The organism is Corallococcus sp. NCSPR001 (assembly GCF_017309135.1).
In the GTDB taxonomy this organism is placed as follows: domain Bacteria; phylum Myxococcota; class Myxococcia; order Myxococcales; family Myxococcaceae; genus Corallococcus.
Map to the genome: position 1 here is coordinate 3,862,822 of NZ_JAFIMS010000002.1, position 15,810 is coordinate 3,878,631.

Annotated in this window: 8 protein-coding genes; 3 read left to right on the forward strand and 5 right to left on the reverse strand. The window is 70.5% G+C overall.

Going from position 1 to position 15,810, the window contains the following annotated elements:
- Positions 1-19: 19 nt before the first annotated feature.
- The 3 genes from JYJ93_RS17720 to JYJ93_RS17730 all read right to left on the reverse strand — a co-directional run bounded on the left by JYJ93_RS17720 (position 20) and on the right by JYJ93_RS17730 (position 3,423).
- A complete protein-coding gene (locus tag JYJ93_RS17720; protein WP_206792823.1) occupies positions 20-1,357 on the reverse strand; it encodes an AAA family ATPase in 1,338 nt (445 codons plus the stop codon).
- A gap of 59 nt (positions 1,358-1,416) precedes the next feature.
- Positions 1,417-2,367 carry a branched-chain amino acid transaminase gene (locus JYJ93_RS17725; protein ID WP_206792826.1) on the reverse strand — a complete coding sequence of 317 codons (951 nt, stop codon included), beginning with the start codon at positions 2,365-2,367 and terminating at the stop codon, positions 1,417-1,419.
- A 114-nt stretch (positions 2,368-2,481) separates the two neighbouring features.
- Positions 2,482-3,423 (reverse strand): MoxR family ATPase, encoded by a 942-nt coding sequence (locus JYJ93_RS17730; protein ID WP_206792828.1) that lies wholly within the window; start codon positions 3,421-3,423, stop codon positions 2,482-2,484.
- 190 nt (positions 3,424-3,613) lie between these two features.
- On the opposite strand from JYJ93_RS17730, the gene JYJ93_RS17735 reads away from it, so the two are divergent.
- Positions 3,614-3,841, forward strand: coding sequence for a hypothetical protein (locus JYJ93_RS17735; protein ID WP_206792830.1), 228 nt, complete (start codon positions 3,614-3,616; stop codon positions 3,839-3,841).
- An 87-nt stretch (positions 3,842-3,928) separates the two neighbouring features.
- On the opposite strand, the gene JYJ93_RS17740 is transcribed toward JYJ93_RS17735, so the two are convergent.
- Positions 3,929-8,518 carry a response regulator gene (locus JYJ93_RS17740; RefSeq protein WP_206792832.1) on the reverse strand — a complete coding sequence of 1,530 codons (4,590 nt, stop codon included), beginning with the start codon at positions 8,516-8,518 and terminating at the stop codon, positions 3,929-3,931.
- Between the two features lie 99 nt (positions 8,519-8,617).
- Complete coding sequence (locus JYJ93_RS17745) at positions 8,618-11,461, reverse strand: glycosyltransferase (protein ID WP_206792835.1); 2,844 nt, start codon at positions 11,459-11,461, stop codon at positions 8,618-8,620.
- Between the two features lie 135 nt (positions 11,462-11,596).
- On the opposite strand from JYJ93_RS17745, the gene JYJ93_RS17750 reads away from it, so the two are divergent.
- Positions 11,597-14,164, forward strand: coding sequence for a DUF4912 domain-containing protein (locus JYJ93_RS17750; RefSeq protein ID WP_206792837.1), 2,568 nt, complete (start codon positions 11,597-11,599; stop codon positions 14,162-14,164).
- Positions 14,165-14,190: 26 nt separating this feature from the next.
- On the forward strand, positions 14,191-15,780 hold the full coding sequence (locus tag JYJ93_RS17755) for a 1,4-alpha-glucan branching protein domain-containing protein (RefSeq protein ID WP_206792839.1): 1,590 nt from the start codon (positions 14,191-14,193) through the stop codon (positions 15,778-15,780).
- Positions 15,781-15,810 lie beyond the last annotated feature (30 nt).

Below are 15,810 nucleotides of genomic sequence, written 5' to 3' on the forward strand. Positions count from 1 at the left end.
TGGAACAAATAAAACCTGACTACAGATTCACCAGGAACACTTCGCAGGCCTGATCCAGCAGATCTTTTGAAAGGGCTGGCGGGATTTGCCGGTATCGGGCGGCGTCCCGGATGAGCGACACGAGGTCGCGGGGGTGGCAGGAGCGCATCTCCATGCTGCGCGGCTTGTAGTAGTGCTCCACCAGGTAGGTGATGGCCTGGTCCACGTAGGGGATGCCCGCCGCTTCGCAGACCCGGCGGAAGATCTCCCGGTAGGACTCCTCGTCCGGATTGCCCACTTCAATCTTGTACTTGATGCGCCGCAGGAAGGCCTCGTCCACCAGCTCCTTGGGGTCCAGGTTGGTGGAGAAGACGAGCAGCTGATCGAAGGGGATCTCGAACTTCTTGCCGGTGTGCAGGGTGAGGAAGTCCACCCGCTTCTCCAGGGGGACGATCCACCGGTTGAGCAGGTCCGTGGGGTGGACCTTCTGGCGGCCGAAGTCGTCGATGAGGAGCATGCCCCCGTTGGCCTTCACCTGGAACGGCGCCTCGTAGAAGCGGGTGCTCTCCGAGTAGATGAGGTCCAGGGTCTCCAGCGTCAGCTCGCCGCCCACCACCACCGCGGGGCGCCGGCAGAGCGACCAGCGCTTGTCCATTTCGAAGGTCTGCCGGCGGCCGTTGGCGTCGCGGCCCACCTCCAGCGACACGGGCGTGTGGATGATGCGGTCGAAGACCTTGATGATCTGGTTGTCGATTTCCAGGCAGTGCGGGACGAAGACCTCGCCGCCGAACATGTGGGAAATCGCCTCGGCCAGGCTCGTCTTGCCGTTGCCGGGCGGGCCGTAGAGGAAGAGCGAGCGGCCGGAGTTCACCGCCGGGCCCAGCTTGTCCATCAGCTCCGCGGAGACGGTGAGGTGGCCCAGGGCGGCGACCAGGTCCTCCTGGCCCACGACGGGCGTCTCCTCCGTCTGGCTGCTGATGAGCGCGTTGTACTGCTCAATGGGCACGGGGGCCGGGCCCACGTAGGTGGAGCGGGTGAGGGCGTCGCGCGCGTACTCGCGGCCCTTCTCCGTGAGGGCGAACTCCACGGACGCGCGGCCAAAGCCCTTGCCGCCGCGCAGGTCCACGAGCTTCTCCGCGGCGAGGAAGTCCACCACGTGCTCCACCACGCCGGACCAGGGCAGGCACATGCTCTCCGCGATGGCCACGCCCGTCCCGGTGCCGGCGTAGTAGAGGAACTTGAGGCCCAGGTCCGCGAGCAGACCCATCCTCAGTCCCGTGTCCTCCAGCGACTTCGGCTCACCTGGAGCGATGTCGAGGACGGACGGGTTCTCCAGCTTGAAGGGATTGTCTTCGTACGCGTAGCCGGCGGGAGGCATCGGGTACGGGTTCTACCCGATTCCCCCGGCCGCCGGGACTTCACGTCCGCCGACTGTCCTCAAACGTAGGTCAGCCAGTCCGCATAGCGGGCTTCCTGGCCCCGCACGACGCGGAAGTACATGTCCTGGACGAACTTGCTGATGGGGCCGGGCTTGCCGTCGCCAATCTGGCGGTTGTCCACCTCGCGCACGGGGGTGATCTCCGCGGCGGTGCCGGTGAAGAAGACCTCGTTGGCGATGTAGAGGGCGTCACGGGTGACGGTGACCTCCTCGATGGTGGTGTGGCCGGCGTCGCGCAGGAGCTTCAGCACCGTGTCCCGGGTGATGCCGTCCAGCACGGGGGAGGAGAGGGGCGGGGTCTTGATGATGCCCTTCTTGTTCACCATGAAGATGTTCTCGCCGGAGGCCTCCGCGACGAAGCCGCTGACGTCCAGGAGGATGGCCTCGTCGTAGCCGGCCATCACCGCCTCGCGCTTGGCGAGGATGGAGTTCACGTACTGGCCGGTGATCTTCCCGCGCACCATGTTCACGTTCACGTGGTTGCGCGTGAACGAGCTGACCTTGGCGCGGATGCCCTCCTTGATGCCCTTGTCACCCAGGTACGCGCCCCAGTCCCAGGCGGTGATGCCCACGCGGGTGGGGTTCACCGCGCCCAGGCCCATGGCGCCATCACCCATGAAGGCCACCGGGCGCAGGTACGCGCCGTTGGCGAACTGCGCCTTCTGCTTGCGCAGCAGCTCCAGCGTGGCCTCCACCAGCTCGTCTTCGCTGTAGGGCATCTGCAGCATGATGATGTGCGCGGAGTCGAGCAGTCGGCGGATGTGCTCGCGCAGCCGGAAGACGGCGAGCCGGCCATCATGGGTCTTGTAGGCGCGGATGCCCTCGAAGACGCCCAGGCCGTAGTGGAGGGCGTGCGTCATCACGTGCACGTTGCCCTCGTCCCATTTCATCAGCTTCCCATCGAGCCAGATGTGTTCGGCGCGCAGCACGGTGGATGAGGTCGAGCTCATCGGGAAGTACCTCTCGGGCTAGGGGTGGGACAGCTCAGGGACTTGTACCCAGGCACACTGGGGACGCAAAGCGTGAAACGCCAACGATCGACGCTCCGTTCGCGGCGCTTTGCGTCAGGCCTGCGCGATGGTCGGCAGGTTGGCGCGGGCCTTCTCGATGTCGCCCTCGTATTTGAGGACGAGGTTGAGCGTGGCGGCGACGACGTCCGAGCTGAGCGCTTCCGCGTTGAGCAGCGCCAGGCTCTGCGCCCAGTCCAGCGTCTCGCTGATGGACGGGGCCTTCTTCAAATCCAGCGCGCGGATGGCGGCGATGGCCTCCACCACCTGCTCGGCCAGCACCTGGGGGACCTCCGGCAGGCGCGAGCGGACGATCCGCAGCTCGCGCTCGCGGTCCGGGAAGTCGATGTGCAGGTGCAGGCAGCGGCGCTTGAGCGCGTCCGACAGCTCCCGGGCGTTGTTGCTGGTGAGGATGACGCGCGGGACATGCTTCGCGCGGATGGTGCCCAGCTCCGGCACCGTGACAGCGTTGTCAGAGAGGACCTCCAGCAGGAAGGCCTCGAACTCCGGATCCGCCTTGTCGATTTCGTCCACCAGCAGCAGGGCCGGCGTGTCCGACAGCTGGGCCTGGAGGATGGGGCGGGGGAGGAGGAAGCGCTCGGAGAAGAACACCGCGTCGCCGGACGCGAGCCGGTCCGCGGCCTCCGACAGCGTGGCCGTGCCCTGGGTCAGCTCGCCAATCTTGTCCTTGAGCAGCTGGGTGTAGAGCAGCTGCTTGGCGTACTCCCACTCGTAGAGGGCCTTGGCCTCGTCCAGGCCCTCGTAGCACTGGAGCCGGATGAAGGTCCGGTCCAGTGCCTGGGCCAGGGCCTTGGCCAGCTCCGTCTTGCCCACGCCGGCCGGGCCCTCCACCAGGATGGGCTTGCCCATGCGGTCCGCCAGGAACACCGCCGTGGCGATTTCAGGGGACGACAGGTAGCCCACCGCCTCCAGGCGACGCGCCGCGTCCTCCACGCTGGTGAACGAGCGAATCTCCGGAGTCAGTTGAGGGGGGCTCACGCTCGTCAACTTAACCGACGGTTCCGTGGCCACTGCGGCAAAAATGCCAGGGTTGTGGGGGCGCCGTCCGCACTCTTGAGGGCCGTGGGAGCTGTAAACCTGCGGAATCAGAGTGCGTAATTATTTTCGCACCGCGGGCATGCACCGTGCATCTATGCGGGCGTATCTCAGGACGACGAGGTCGCGGGTCATGTGGGCGTGGCTGAAGCTGGCGATGGCGGTGCTGGTGGTGGTGATGCCGGGGGGCTTCCCCCTCGTGCTGGCGTACATCGCGACGCGGACGTTGCTGGAGCGCTGGCGGGTGGCGCAGGCGCAGGCTCGGGAAGAGGGCCGGCCGGTGTCGGTGGTGCGGGACGTGGTGGGCGCGCTGCACTTCCGGGACCTCATCCGTGAGGCGAAGGCCGCCACGGCGCTGTAACCGGCAGGGAAAAAGCCTTGAGATGGACGAAGGGCCCGGCACTCCAGGGAGTGCGCGGGCCCTTGTCGTTTCCAGCGGAGGGGAGGGCTACTTGTCGAGCTCGTCGACGAGCGCCGTCCAGTCGTCCTCACCGGCTTCGGGGGCGGTGGGCAGCTGCATCACCATGGTGCGCTCCGGGGCCTCCTCGTCCAGGGGGACGGGGGTGGGCGCGGCGGCGGCCTTCTTCGCGGCGGGCTTGGCGGCGGCCTTGGCCGGGGGCTTGGCGGCGGCCGGGATGACCGGGTTCGCCTGGACGGTGGCGGCCAGGTGCTCCTCCTCGGTGGCCTTGGCCTTCGCGGCGGGTGCGGCGGCGGCCGGGGCCTTGGTCTTGTAGCGGGCCAGCTCCAACTCGGCGACCTTGAGCGCCTTGCTCTTCTCCTGGACGGACGTCTGGAGGCGGGCGACCTCCTGGGCCTTGATGGCCTCGCGGCGCTCGAGCTCCGCCTTCTGCTTGGCGTTGAGGTCCTCCAGCTCCTTGGCCTGACGGGCCTCCAGGTCCTTGCGGTCCTTCTGCGCCGTGGCGAGCCTGGCGGCCGCCTCGTTGGCCTTGGTCTCCGCCGCGGCGACGCGAGCGTTGAGCTCCTTCTCCGCGCGGGCGCGGGTGCTCTGGGCGTTCTCCAGCGCCAGCTCCAGGTCCTGGGCCTTCTTGGTGCGAGCCTGCAGCTGGGCCTGGGAGTCCTTGAGCTTCGCCTCCGTGTCGGCGGCGAACTTCTGGGCCTCCTGGGAGAGCTGGGCGATGCGCTGCTCGGCCTGGGCGAGCTTCGCGGCCAGGCTGTCCGACTGCTTCTTCGCCTCGGCGGCGGCGGCCTGGGCCTGCTGGGCCTGCTGTTGCGCCTGGGCCTGGGCCTGCTGGAGCTGTCCGGCCAGCCCGTCGCGCTCGCTGGTGAGCTTCTTCTGCTGGTTCGCGGCCTGCTGGAGCTGTCCGTCGCGGTCCGCGATGGCCTTGCGCGCGCCGTCCAGCTCGCCGGAGACGTTGGCGATCTGCTGGTGGAGCGCGTCCGCCTGCTTCTTCGCCTCGGAGGCCTGGTGCTCCAGCTGGCCTTCCAGCTGCTTCACCTGCTCCGTGCGGGTGGTGACCTCGCGGTTGAGCACCTCCGCCTGACGCATCTTCTCCTGCGTCACGTGCGTGAGCTTGCGGAGCGTGTCCGACAGCTCCTTGCCCTTGGTGTCGACCTCGTTCTGGAGGAGCTCCTCACGGCGCTGCGACTCGTGGGTGAGCGTCTGGAGGCGGTCCTCCAGGTGGTGCCGCGCGTTCTCCGTCTGCGCGAGCGTGGAGGACAGCTGCGTGACTTCCGACACGCGCGTGCCCAGCTCGTGCTTGGTGACGATGAGCTGTTCGGCCAGGTCCTCGCCGTTGGCCTGGGCCTCGGTGAGCTGGCGCGTAAGCTCCTCCTGGGCGCTGGCGGCGGCCTGGCGGGACTGCGCGTGGGCCTGCTCCTCGCGGGCCAGCGCGTCCTGGGTGCTGGCGAGCTGGCCCTGCGTGTCGGCCAGCTGCTGCGAGGTGGCGTTCAGCTCCGCGGTGAGGTTGTCGCGCTCGCCGGTGAGGGCGTGGATGCGCGCGGTGGTCTCCTCCGCGAGCGCCGCGTGGGCGGTGCGCTCCGCGTTGTAGAGCCCCTGCGTCTCCGACAGGTCCGCGCGCAGCTGGCCAATCTGGCCGGTGAGGTCCTGCTCCAGCGCGTCCTTCGCCGCGTTGAGCGCCGCCAGCTCCGCGATGCGCGCGTCGCGCTCCTCGGTGGTGCGGGCGAGGAGGCCGTTGGTCTCCTGGAGGATGTCGCGCGTCTCGTTGAGCTCCGCGTCCAGCTCGTCGCGGTGCTGGGTGACCTTCGCCAGGTCCGCGCGCGTCGACTCCAGGGTCTCCTGGGTCTGCGTGAGCGTCTGGCTGGTGGCCTCCAGCTCGCCGCGCGTCTCCGCGAGCGTGCCTTCGGTGCTGGAGAGGGTGGCCTGCGTGTCGGCGAGCGTTCCTTCCGTGCGCGCCAGCGTGTCCTGCGTCTGCGCGAGCGTGGACTCGGTGGTGGCCAGCGTCTGGCTGGTGGCCTCCAGCTCGCCCTGGGTGGACGCGAGCGTCCCTTCCGTCTGCGCGAGCTTCGCCTGCGTGTCCGTCAGCGTCTGGCTGGTGGCCTCCAGCTCCCCGCGCGTCTCCGCGAGCGTGCCCTCCGTGCTGGAGAGGGTGGCCTGCGTGTCCGCCAGGGTCTGGCTGGTGGCCTCCAGCTCACCGCGCGTGGTGGAGAGCGTCTCCTCCGTCTGCGCGAGCTTGGACTGGGTGTCCGCCAGGGTCTGGCTGGTGGCCTCCAGCTCGCCGCGCGTCTCCGCCAGCGTGCCTTCGGTGCTGGAGAGCGTGGCCTGCGTCTCGGAGAGCGTAGCCTCCGTGCGCGCCAGCGTTTCCTGCGTCTGCGCGAGCGTGGACTCGGTGGTGGCCAGCGTCTGGCTGGTGGCTTCGAGCTCACCGCGCGTGGTGGAGAGCGTCTCCTCCGTCTGCGCCAGGCGCGTCTGCGTCTCGGAGAGCTGCTGGCTCGTGGCCTCCAGCTCGCCGCGCGTCTCGGAGAGGGTGGCCTCCGTGTTGGAGAGCGTGCCCTGCGTCTCGGAGAGCTGCTGGCTGGTGGCCTCCAACTCGCCGCGCGTCTCCGCGAGGGTGGCTTCCGTGCTGGAGAGCGTGCTCTGCGTCTCGGAGAGCTGCTGGCTCGTGGCCTCCAGGTTGCCGGTCAGCTCGGCGATGCGGGCGTCGCGGTCGGAGACGTCGGTCTGCAGGCCCTCGATGGTGCCGTCGCGCTGGGAGACGGTGTCCTCGAGCGAGGCCACGCGCGCGGAGAGCTGTTCGCCCTGGCGCTGGGCCGCGTCCAACTGCTCGGTGAGCGCTTGAATCTGGCCGTTGAGGTCCGCCTCCAGGGCGTCCTTCGCCGCGCGCAGGTCCTCCAACTGGCTGGTGAGGTCCTGCTCCAGCGCGTCCTTGGCCTGCTGCAGCGCCTGGAGCTCCGCGGTCAGCTCGTTCTCGCGGTCCTCCAGGTGCGTCTTGACGGCCTCGACCTCGCCCTCCAGCTCACCGATGCGCTCGCGGTGCTGCTGGATGGTGGCGTTGAGCTCGGCCTCGCTGTTCTCGTTGCGGGCGATGGTCTCCTGCAGCTCGCGGTCGAGCGCGGACAGCTTCCCGTCCCGCTCCTCCACGCGCTGCGTGAGGTCCTGCTCCAGCGCGTCCTTGTCCAGCCGGAGTTGGTCGCGCTCGCCGGTGACGCGCGAGATGTCGGACTCGAGGTCCGCCACCTGCTGCGTGAGGCGCTGCTCCAGCGCGGCACGCTCGGCGTTGAGGCGCTCAATCTCCGCGTCCGAACGGCTGGCGTGCTCCTCCGCCGTGGTGGCCCGGGCCTCCAGGCCGCGCACGGTGGCGTCGCGCTCCTGCTCCGTCTGGGTCAGCCGCTCCTGGAGGGCCTGAAGCTCACCGTCCAGCTCGGCGTAGCGCTGGTCGCGCTCGCTGACGGTGCGGGACAGCTCGGACTCGAACTGATCGCCGCGCTCACGCAGCTGGAGGATGTCCGCCTCGTTGGCGCGGACGGTGTCCTGGAGCTTCTGCTCCTTGACCTCGAACTCCAGCGTGACGACGCCGAGGTGCTTCTCCAGCTTGTCGAACTCGTTGCGCCAGGACTCCAGGTCCGCGCCGCGCCGGGCCAGCTCCTCGTCGCGGAGGTTGACCTCCTTGCGCAGGACGTTGATGTCCTTCTCCTTGGAGGCGACGACCTCGATGAGGTCCTTCTCCGAGGAGAACTTCTGGAGCAGCAGGTCGTCGACGGTGGCGCCGTGCTCGCGCTCCTTCTGGACGATGGACTGCTGCGCGTCGTTGAAGCGCCGCAGCAGGTCGTCCACCTGCATCTTCAGGCCCTGCAGTTCCACGTCCTTCTCGTGGAGGCGGTCCTCGACGGAGAGCAGCTCGCGCTCGCGGACGCTCCAGATTTCCGACAGGCGCGCGAGCTGGGCTTCGCGCGTCTTCAATTCGTCCCGGAGGATCTGGATCTTACCCTCGGGCGTGCCCATCAGCTCGCGGCGCGGGGGCGGGCGCTTGAGCTGACGCGACTCCGCGAGCAGCTCCGCCTTGCGGTCCGCGATGGAGGAGAAGGCCCGGTCCATGAAGGACTTGTCCTCGTCCGTCATCGCGCTGCGGCGCTCGCGCTTGGGCAGCTTCGGCGGAGCGCCCGTGCGCACGCCGGGCATGGGGGGCGGGGCTTCGCGCGGGGTGCCGGAGAGCGCGGCGTCCAGGTCCGCGTCGGACTCGTCGGAGCCGGGCGGCACGATGCCGGCGCTCATGGAGGCCAGCTCGCCCATCTCGAACGGGATGACGAGGTAGCCGTCCGCGGCGGCCGGCGTCTCACGGTGTTTGTTCAGACCCTCCACGCCGGAGTCGGAGGAGAGCAGGAGGACCTTGAGGTTCTGGCCCCACTTGCCCTTCTTGATCTGCCCACAGAGGGCGAAGCCGGACTGGTCCGGCAGCTCCGCGCGCACGACGACGAGGTCGGGTCGGCGCTTCTCCAGCTCCCGCTGCGCGTCTGACGCAGTGGTGGCCATGGCCGTGTTGTAGCCCGCGCTCTTGAGCACGGAGGCCATGCTGAGTGCGAAGTCGTTCTGGCTTTCGACGATGAGGACGCGACGCTCCATGAAGCCCTTCACCCAGCAAAAAGTGCAGTGAAAACCGCCACATCCTATCGGGCGGGCGCAAGGCTTGGGAAGTTTCCGAGCGGTGCTCGGTCGGCTGCCTCACGAGTTCTTGCCGCGAACCGCTCCCTGGCCGACAGGGGGGACCGACCCGGGGGACACGCCTGCTTCCGGATCCCGCCCGGGGAAGTTGGTGGGCGGGGTGGGTCGGGCGAAGCGGGCGCCCTCGGGGGGACAGTACCCGTGCGCCAGCTGGGCGAACCACGGGTTGAGGGTGGAGTCGGGCGGCGCGGGCGGCGGCCCCGGGTCCTCGGTGTCCGCGGCCTCCACGTCGAGCGAGTCCGCGTCGTGGACCTCGTCCGCGCCGATCTCCTCGGCCTCGTCCAGCGCCGCGCTGGCGTTGGCGGGCGTGTGCCCGGCGTCGTCGTCCAGGGACTGGGCCTCGTCGGCGGCGATCTCCTCCGGCTCGTCGTCCGAGGCCGTGGCCGTGGAGGGCTTCAGCACGGGCGGCGTGGGGCTCAGCCGGGGCGGCGGTCCCTGGCGCGGAACGGGCGGCGGCGCGACGGCGCGGGGCGGCAGCTGCGGCGGGCGGTCCGCGTCGGAGATGGAGCCTCCCCGGATGGGCGGCTTGTCGGACTCCGTGAGCACCGGAGGGCGGGAGGCGGGCCGGCCTGGATCCGCGGCGAGGCCGCCACGGATGGGCGGTTTGTCCGCGTCGGCCATGGGAGGGGGAGTGGGGAAGAGACGCGGGGGTTCAGAGGGAGCGGAGTCCTGCGGCCGCTGCGCACGGCCGGCGTTCGTGCTTCGCGCGCCGGTCAGCAACGAGCGCATGGGCACGATGGGCGTGGGCGCGGGGGCCTCCTCCTCATCGCGCATGACGCCGGCCCGGCGCACGACGGGCGTGGGGGCCCGCTCCTCATCCTCGGAGGGGGAGGTGGGGCGCCGCACGATGGGCGTGGCCGCGGGAGGCTCGTCTTCCGGCAAGGGCCTGCGCACGACTGGCGTGGGCGCGGGGGCCTCGTCCTCGGAGGCTGGCTTGCGCACGACGGGCGTAGGGGCGCGTTCTTCGTCCTCGGAGGCTGGCCTGCGCACGATGGGCGTGGGCGCGGGGGCCTCGTCCTCGGCGGCTGGCCGGCGCACGATGGGCGTGGGGGCTGGCGCGCTCGTGTCGTCCTCGGCGACCTCCACCGGCCGGCGCACCACCGCCGTCGCTCCAGCGGAGGCATCCTCGGAGGCGCGGGCCTCCGCATCCCCGGCGTCGTCCCCACCGGCATCCTTCAAGCCGAGGGCCTTCACCAGGGGGCTCGTCACCATCTCCGTGGGCGGCGCCGGCTCCGAGCCACGGCCTCCCAGCGGTTCCGGCTCCTCGTCCTTCGCGGTGGCGGCGGTCGTCTGGGGCGCGGCCGGGGGCTCCGGAGGAGGCGGCGTGGCGTCCCTGCTCTCGGAGGCCGGAGGGGCCTTGGCGGACTCGCGCAGCGGCAGGCCCATGACCATGGGCACTTCGTCCGGCCGCATGTCCGGCTCGGTCTTGACGAGCCGGGTATCCATCCCGTCGTCCAGGGCCATGCCCATCACCACGGGCGCGTCCTCCGCGCCATCCTTCGCGGGGGGCGGGGCGGCTTCGTCGGACGTGGCCTGGGCCGCGGGCTTCGCGGGCGGCTTGGGCGCCGCGGGCTGGGACGCCTCCGGCATGCCCAGGCTCGCGAGCCGGTTCGTGGGCGTGCCCGTCATCGTGACGTCGGGCGGTTCGCTGGCGGCCTCGACCGGGACGTGGCCGCGCTTCTCCAGCAGCGAGTCGTAGAGGTCCAGCAGCTGGCCCCGGATGAGGCCCGCGTCCAGCACCTTCTCCGCGAACGCGCGCCCGGCCTTGCCCAGCGCCACGCGGCGGGGCACGTCGCGCGCCAGGTCCAGGATGCGCTCGGAGAGCGCGCGTGCGTCGCCCGGAGGGAAGAAGAGGGCCGCGTCCTTCGGAAGCAGCTCGCGGGTGACGGGCAGGTCCGCGGCGATGACCGGCCGGCCGGCGGCCAGGTACTCGGAGACCTTGGCCAGCGGTCCACCCTGGAGCCGGTTGCGCTCCGAGTCGTCCAGCGGCAGCACGCCCACGTCCGCCAGCGCCAGCACCTTGACCAGGTCGTCGTGCGCGACGGGCGGCTGGAAGTCGACCTTCTCCTTGATGCCCAGGTCGTTGACCAGGTCCTCCAGGTGGGGCTTCCAGTCCGGATGGTGCGCGCCCACCAGCGTCAGGCGCACGTCCACCTGCTGGGCCGCGAGCGCCGTGGCGCGCAGGAGGGTGGGCAGGCCCTGCCAGCCCACGTGGCTGCCCAGGTACATCATGCGCAGGGGCGAACCGTCCGGGGCGCCGAGCACCTCCGGGTCGTACGGCTTCAGGTCCACGGGCGCGCGAATCGTCCGCAGCTGGTCCTCCGCCGCGCCCAGCCCCTGGATGAACGCGCGCGTCGTCTGCGAGCCGGTGACGACGAGGTCCGCGTTCATCAGGCAGAACAGCTCCTGGCGGCGGATCTTCGACAGGAAGCGGCGGTCCCCGTCCGTCTGAGGATGGGTGTAGCGCAGCTCCTGGGACGGGAACGTCTGCGCCTCATAGATGAGGCGGTAGCCATAGTCCGCCTTCAGCTCGCACAGCGCGTACCCCCCGAAGGGGTCCGTGAAGTGGGCGAGGGCGTAGTCCTCGCTTTCGAGCTGGCGGCGCACGGCCCGTTCAAAGGACTGGATGCGCGACGCCAGGTCCCCGGAGCCTACCGGGACGCGGAGCAGCCGGGCGCCCTGGTACTTCTCGATATGGGAGTGGTCGGGCGTCTTCGCCGACAGCACCACCACGGAGAAGCGATCAGGCAACGCCTTCAGATACTCGGTCAGTCGGCGTGAGGAGCCAGACGGGCCGGGGATGACGTCAAAGCTGCACAGGAGAAGTCTGGGCAGGTCACTCAAGCGGTCGCAGGATACTTGGACAGGGGTGAGGTGTCATCGGCCGTGACGGATGAAGAAGGGGGTCGGCGGAACAACACATCCCGTGACGGATGCGTTGACCCCCTGTATGCCGCGTCATAACGAGGCGAGGTGTCCATGGATGAGCGGAAGGGCGTCACCGTGAGCTACCTGCGGCAGCTGGCCCGGAAATACCTCCGGGAAGGAGCTGGCGCGTCCCGCGGGCGGGAGCTGGTCACCTCGCTGGCCGAGCGCATTCCCGCCCTGGGGCGGCTCGCGCGCATGGCCGGGCTGGCGACGTCCCGGCGGGGCTCCGGTGCCGTGGGGGGCGAGGAGCGGACCCTGGATTCCGGCCCGGCGGAGTCCCAGTCCGCCAAGGCTCCGACCTCCGGGTCCGTGCCCCTGCCTCCGCCCGAGAGCGCCGCCGCGCCGCAGGCACGAGAACTTTCCGAGGAGCCCATCACGGAGCCTGGCGGAGGCCCCAAGACGCGGCCCGCGCGCGTGGTGACGTTCCCTGCCCGCGGGAAGGCGCGCCGCGATCCGGACGACGAGGACACGCTGTCCCTGTCGCCGGAAGCGCCCACGCCGCGCCCGTCGAGCGCTCCCAGTGAGGACCCGCCCGCCGCCGCGCCGCCCTCGCCCGCGAGTGAGCCGCCGCATGCCGCCGAGCCCCTGGTGGAGGGGTTCTTCGTGACGAAGATGGCGGGAGAGAAGGAGGCGCGCCGCCATCACCTGTTGGAGGAGCACGCGCCGCGCCTTCCTCCGGCGGACGTGTCGCCCGAGCGCGACGAGCACCTGGCCATGCTGCCCCTGGACTACCAGGACGACGCGATGGTGCTGCTCGCGAGGGATCCGCACACGCTCTTCGTCTTCTGGGACTTCAGTGACGCGAGCCGGAGCCGGGCGCTGGATGGCCTGCCGGTGCCGCGCGCGGTGATGAAGGTGTTCGACGGCGAGGGCGTGTCGCGCGAGGTGGACTTCGCGCTGGAGTCGCGCAGCTTCTATCTGCAGGGCATGACGCCCGGGCGCACGTACCGGGTGGAGGCACACTTCGTCGGTTCGGATGGCCGGTCGCGCCGCATTGGACATTCGTCCAATCGGGCCACGCTGCCGCCCGCGGGGCCATCGGAGGACACGTCCATCCGTTTCCTGCGCATGCCGCCTCCGCCGGTGGTGGACCGGTCGCGCGAAGCCGTTCCCGCCGCGGCGACCGCGCGTGGTCCCCGGGTGGAGGAGCGCGAGTACGTCACCTGGCGCCGGGTGAAGTTGCCCGGGAGCGCCGGGGTGGCGGATGTGCCGGAGGTCCACCGCGAGCGCACCGAGGCGTATGTCGACGCGCCGCGCGTCCCCGGGGCGTCGGATCAGCGCTACGTGGAAGAGGCGTATCTGGAGAGCGCGCCGCGAGCGCCAGGGGCGTCGGATCAGCAGTATGCGCGCGTGGGGGAGGCGACGCTCGGTGAGGGCGCGGTGCTGGCCCCGTCCCGCGCACCCGGGGCGTCGGATCAGCGCTACCTGGCCGTGGAGTTGGCTCCGGGCGCGTCGGACCAGCGCTATGACGTGGCGTCTCCGTATCTGGAGGTGCCGCGCGCACCGGGTGCCTCGGAGCAGCGCTACGACGTGGCGTCTTCGTATCTGGAGGTGCCGCGTGCGCCGGCCGCTTCGGACCAGCGGTACGGGGAGGCGCTGCCAGGTGGCGTTTCGGAGTACCGGTATCTGGAGGTGCCGCGTGCACCGGGCGCTTCGGACCAGCGATACGTCGCGGGAGGGCAGGGGACCCAGGGTGCGCGGCATGCGCCGGGGATTTCGGATCAGCGGTACCTGACCGTGCCTCGCGCGGCGGGTGCGTCGGACCAGCAGTACTTGAGTGTCCCTCGTGCCGCGGGCGCTTCGGACCAGCAGTACCTGACCGTGTCTCGCGCGGCCGGCGCTTCGGACCAGCGGTATCTGTCCGCCGAGCGCGTCACGGGCGCATCGGATCAGCAGTACCTGACCGTGCCGCGTACGGCTGGGGCTTCGGACCAGCGGTACCTGTCCGCGGAGCGTGCCACGGGCGCATCGGACCAGCAGTACCTCACCGTGCCACGGGCGGCGGGCGCTTCGGATCAGCGCTACCTGTCCGTGGATCGCGCCACGGATGCGCCGGATCAGCAATATCCCACGGCGCCCCGAGCGGCAGGGACTTCGGATCAGCGCCACCTGTCCCTGGATCGCGCTTCGGATCAGCCCGGGGTATCGCGTGCGGCCGGGGGCTCGGATGCCTGGTCTCCAGAGACGCCGCGCTCACAGGGCGACGCGCTCGAAGCGCGGGACCTCTCGTCGTCGCGTCCCGCCGCGCAGGCTCCGGGTTCGGTCTTGTCCGCCCCATCAACGCAGGAAATGGCCTCCACGGATTCGTGGCGGCCCACGGAGCCGGAGCCTCCCAAGGACCCGTGGGCCTTGAGCGTGGCTCGCGGTCCCTCCGCGTCCGAACAGCGTGCCCTCGACAAGGCCCGCGAGGCCACTGAAGCCGCGCGACGGGCCGCACCTGCCTCCGTGCCCGCGAAGGTGGAAGGCCCGGCGGCTCCGAGCACTCCGCCCGCGAAGACGCAGGCCGTGAAGTCCCCACCCGCCGAGCCCGCGAAGGCGGCCCCGAAAGCACCGGAGCCCCAGCCCTCGGGCTCCAAGTCCTCCTCCAAGTCCCGGCCCTCGCGCCGTGGACGGAAGTGAACCCGCACGGCTTCTCCGACCGACCTATGAGCCTGGGCTCCCTCGCGCTGGTCCTTCACGCGCACCTGCCGTTCGTCCGCCATCCCGAATACGAAGACTTCCTCGAGGAGGACTGGCTCTACGAGGCCATCTCCGAGACGTACCTGCCGCTCTTGCGCGTGTTCGACAGACTGGTCGAGGACCGCGTCCCCTTCCGGGTGACGATGACGCTCTCGCCCACGCTCGTGTCGATGCTCAACGACGACCTGCTGCGGGAGCGCTACGCGAAGCGGCTGGATTCGCTCTGCGAGCTGGGCGCGCGCGAGGTGCACCGCACCCGGGACGACCCCACCTTCCACCCGCTGGCCGTCTTCCACCGCGACCACTTCGAATCGCTGCGGCTCGCGTACCACAACCACTACCGGCGCGACCTGGTGGCCGCGTTCCGCAGGCTCCAGGACGCAGGCCACCTGGACATCCTCACCTGCAACGCGACCCACGGCTTCCTGCCGCTCATGCAGCAGACGCCGGAGGCCGTGCGCGCGCAGGTGACGGTCGCGGCGAACCACTACCGCCAGAACTTCGGCCGCGACCCCGCCGGCATCTGGCTGGCCGAGTGCGGCTACTACCCGGGCCTGGAGCGCATCCTCTCCGCCGAGCGCATCCGCTACTTCTTCGTGGACACGCACGCGCTCACGGACGCCACGCCGCGCCCGCTGCACGGCCCCTACGCGCCCATCTTCACCGAGCCCGGCGTGGCCGCCTTCGCGCGCGACCCGGAGAGCAGCCAGCAGGTCTGGAGCACCGAGCACGGCTACCCCGGCGACCCCGTCTACCGCGAGTTCTACCGGGACATCGGCTGGGACCTGGACCTGGACTACATCCGGCCCTTCATCCAGCCCACCGGCGACCGTAAGAACACCGGCTTCAAGTACTTCCGCATCACCGGCAAGACGAACGACAAGCAGCCCTACAACCCGGCCGCCGCCCGCGAGCGCGCCTGGGTCCACGCGGGCAACTTCCTCTTCAACCGCGAGCGCCAGTTCGAATACCTCGCGTCGCGCATGGGCGGCCGCAAGCCCGTGGTCGTCGCGCCCTATGACGCGGAGCTCTTCGGCCACTGGTGGTTCGAGGGTCCCCACTTCATCGACGCCCTCATCCGCCAGGCCGCGCGCAACCCCAGCCGCTTCACGCTCATCAGCCCGCTGGACGACCTGCGCGAGCACCCGGAGAACCAGGTGGCCACGCCGCCCCTGTCGTCCTGGGGCGCGGGCGGCTACGCGAACATGTGGCTGGATGGCACGAACGACTGGATCTACCGGCACCTGAACCACGCCGCGCGGCAGATGGTGGAGCTGGCCCGGGACTTCCCGGACGCGCCGTCGCTCAAGCGCCGGGCCCTGAACCAGGCCGCGCGTGAGCTGCTGCTGGCGCAGTCCTCCGACTGGGCCTTCATCATGAAGACCGGCACCATGGTGGACTACGCCGTGCGCCGCACGAAGGAGCACCTCCAGCGCTTCCTGCGCCTGCACGATCAGGTGCGCGCCGGAACCGTGGACGAGTCCTGGCTGTCCCACGTCGAAGGACGCAACAACCTGTTCCCCGAGCTGGACTACCGCGTCTACCGGCCCGGTTGAGCGGTTCGGGAACAGGCGGCCGGGCCGGGG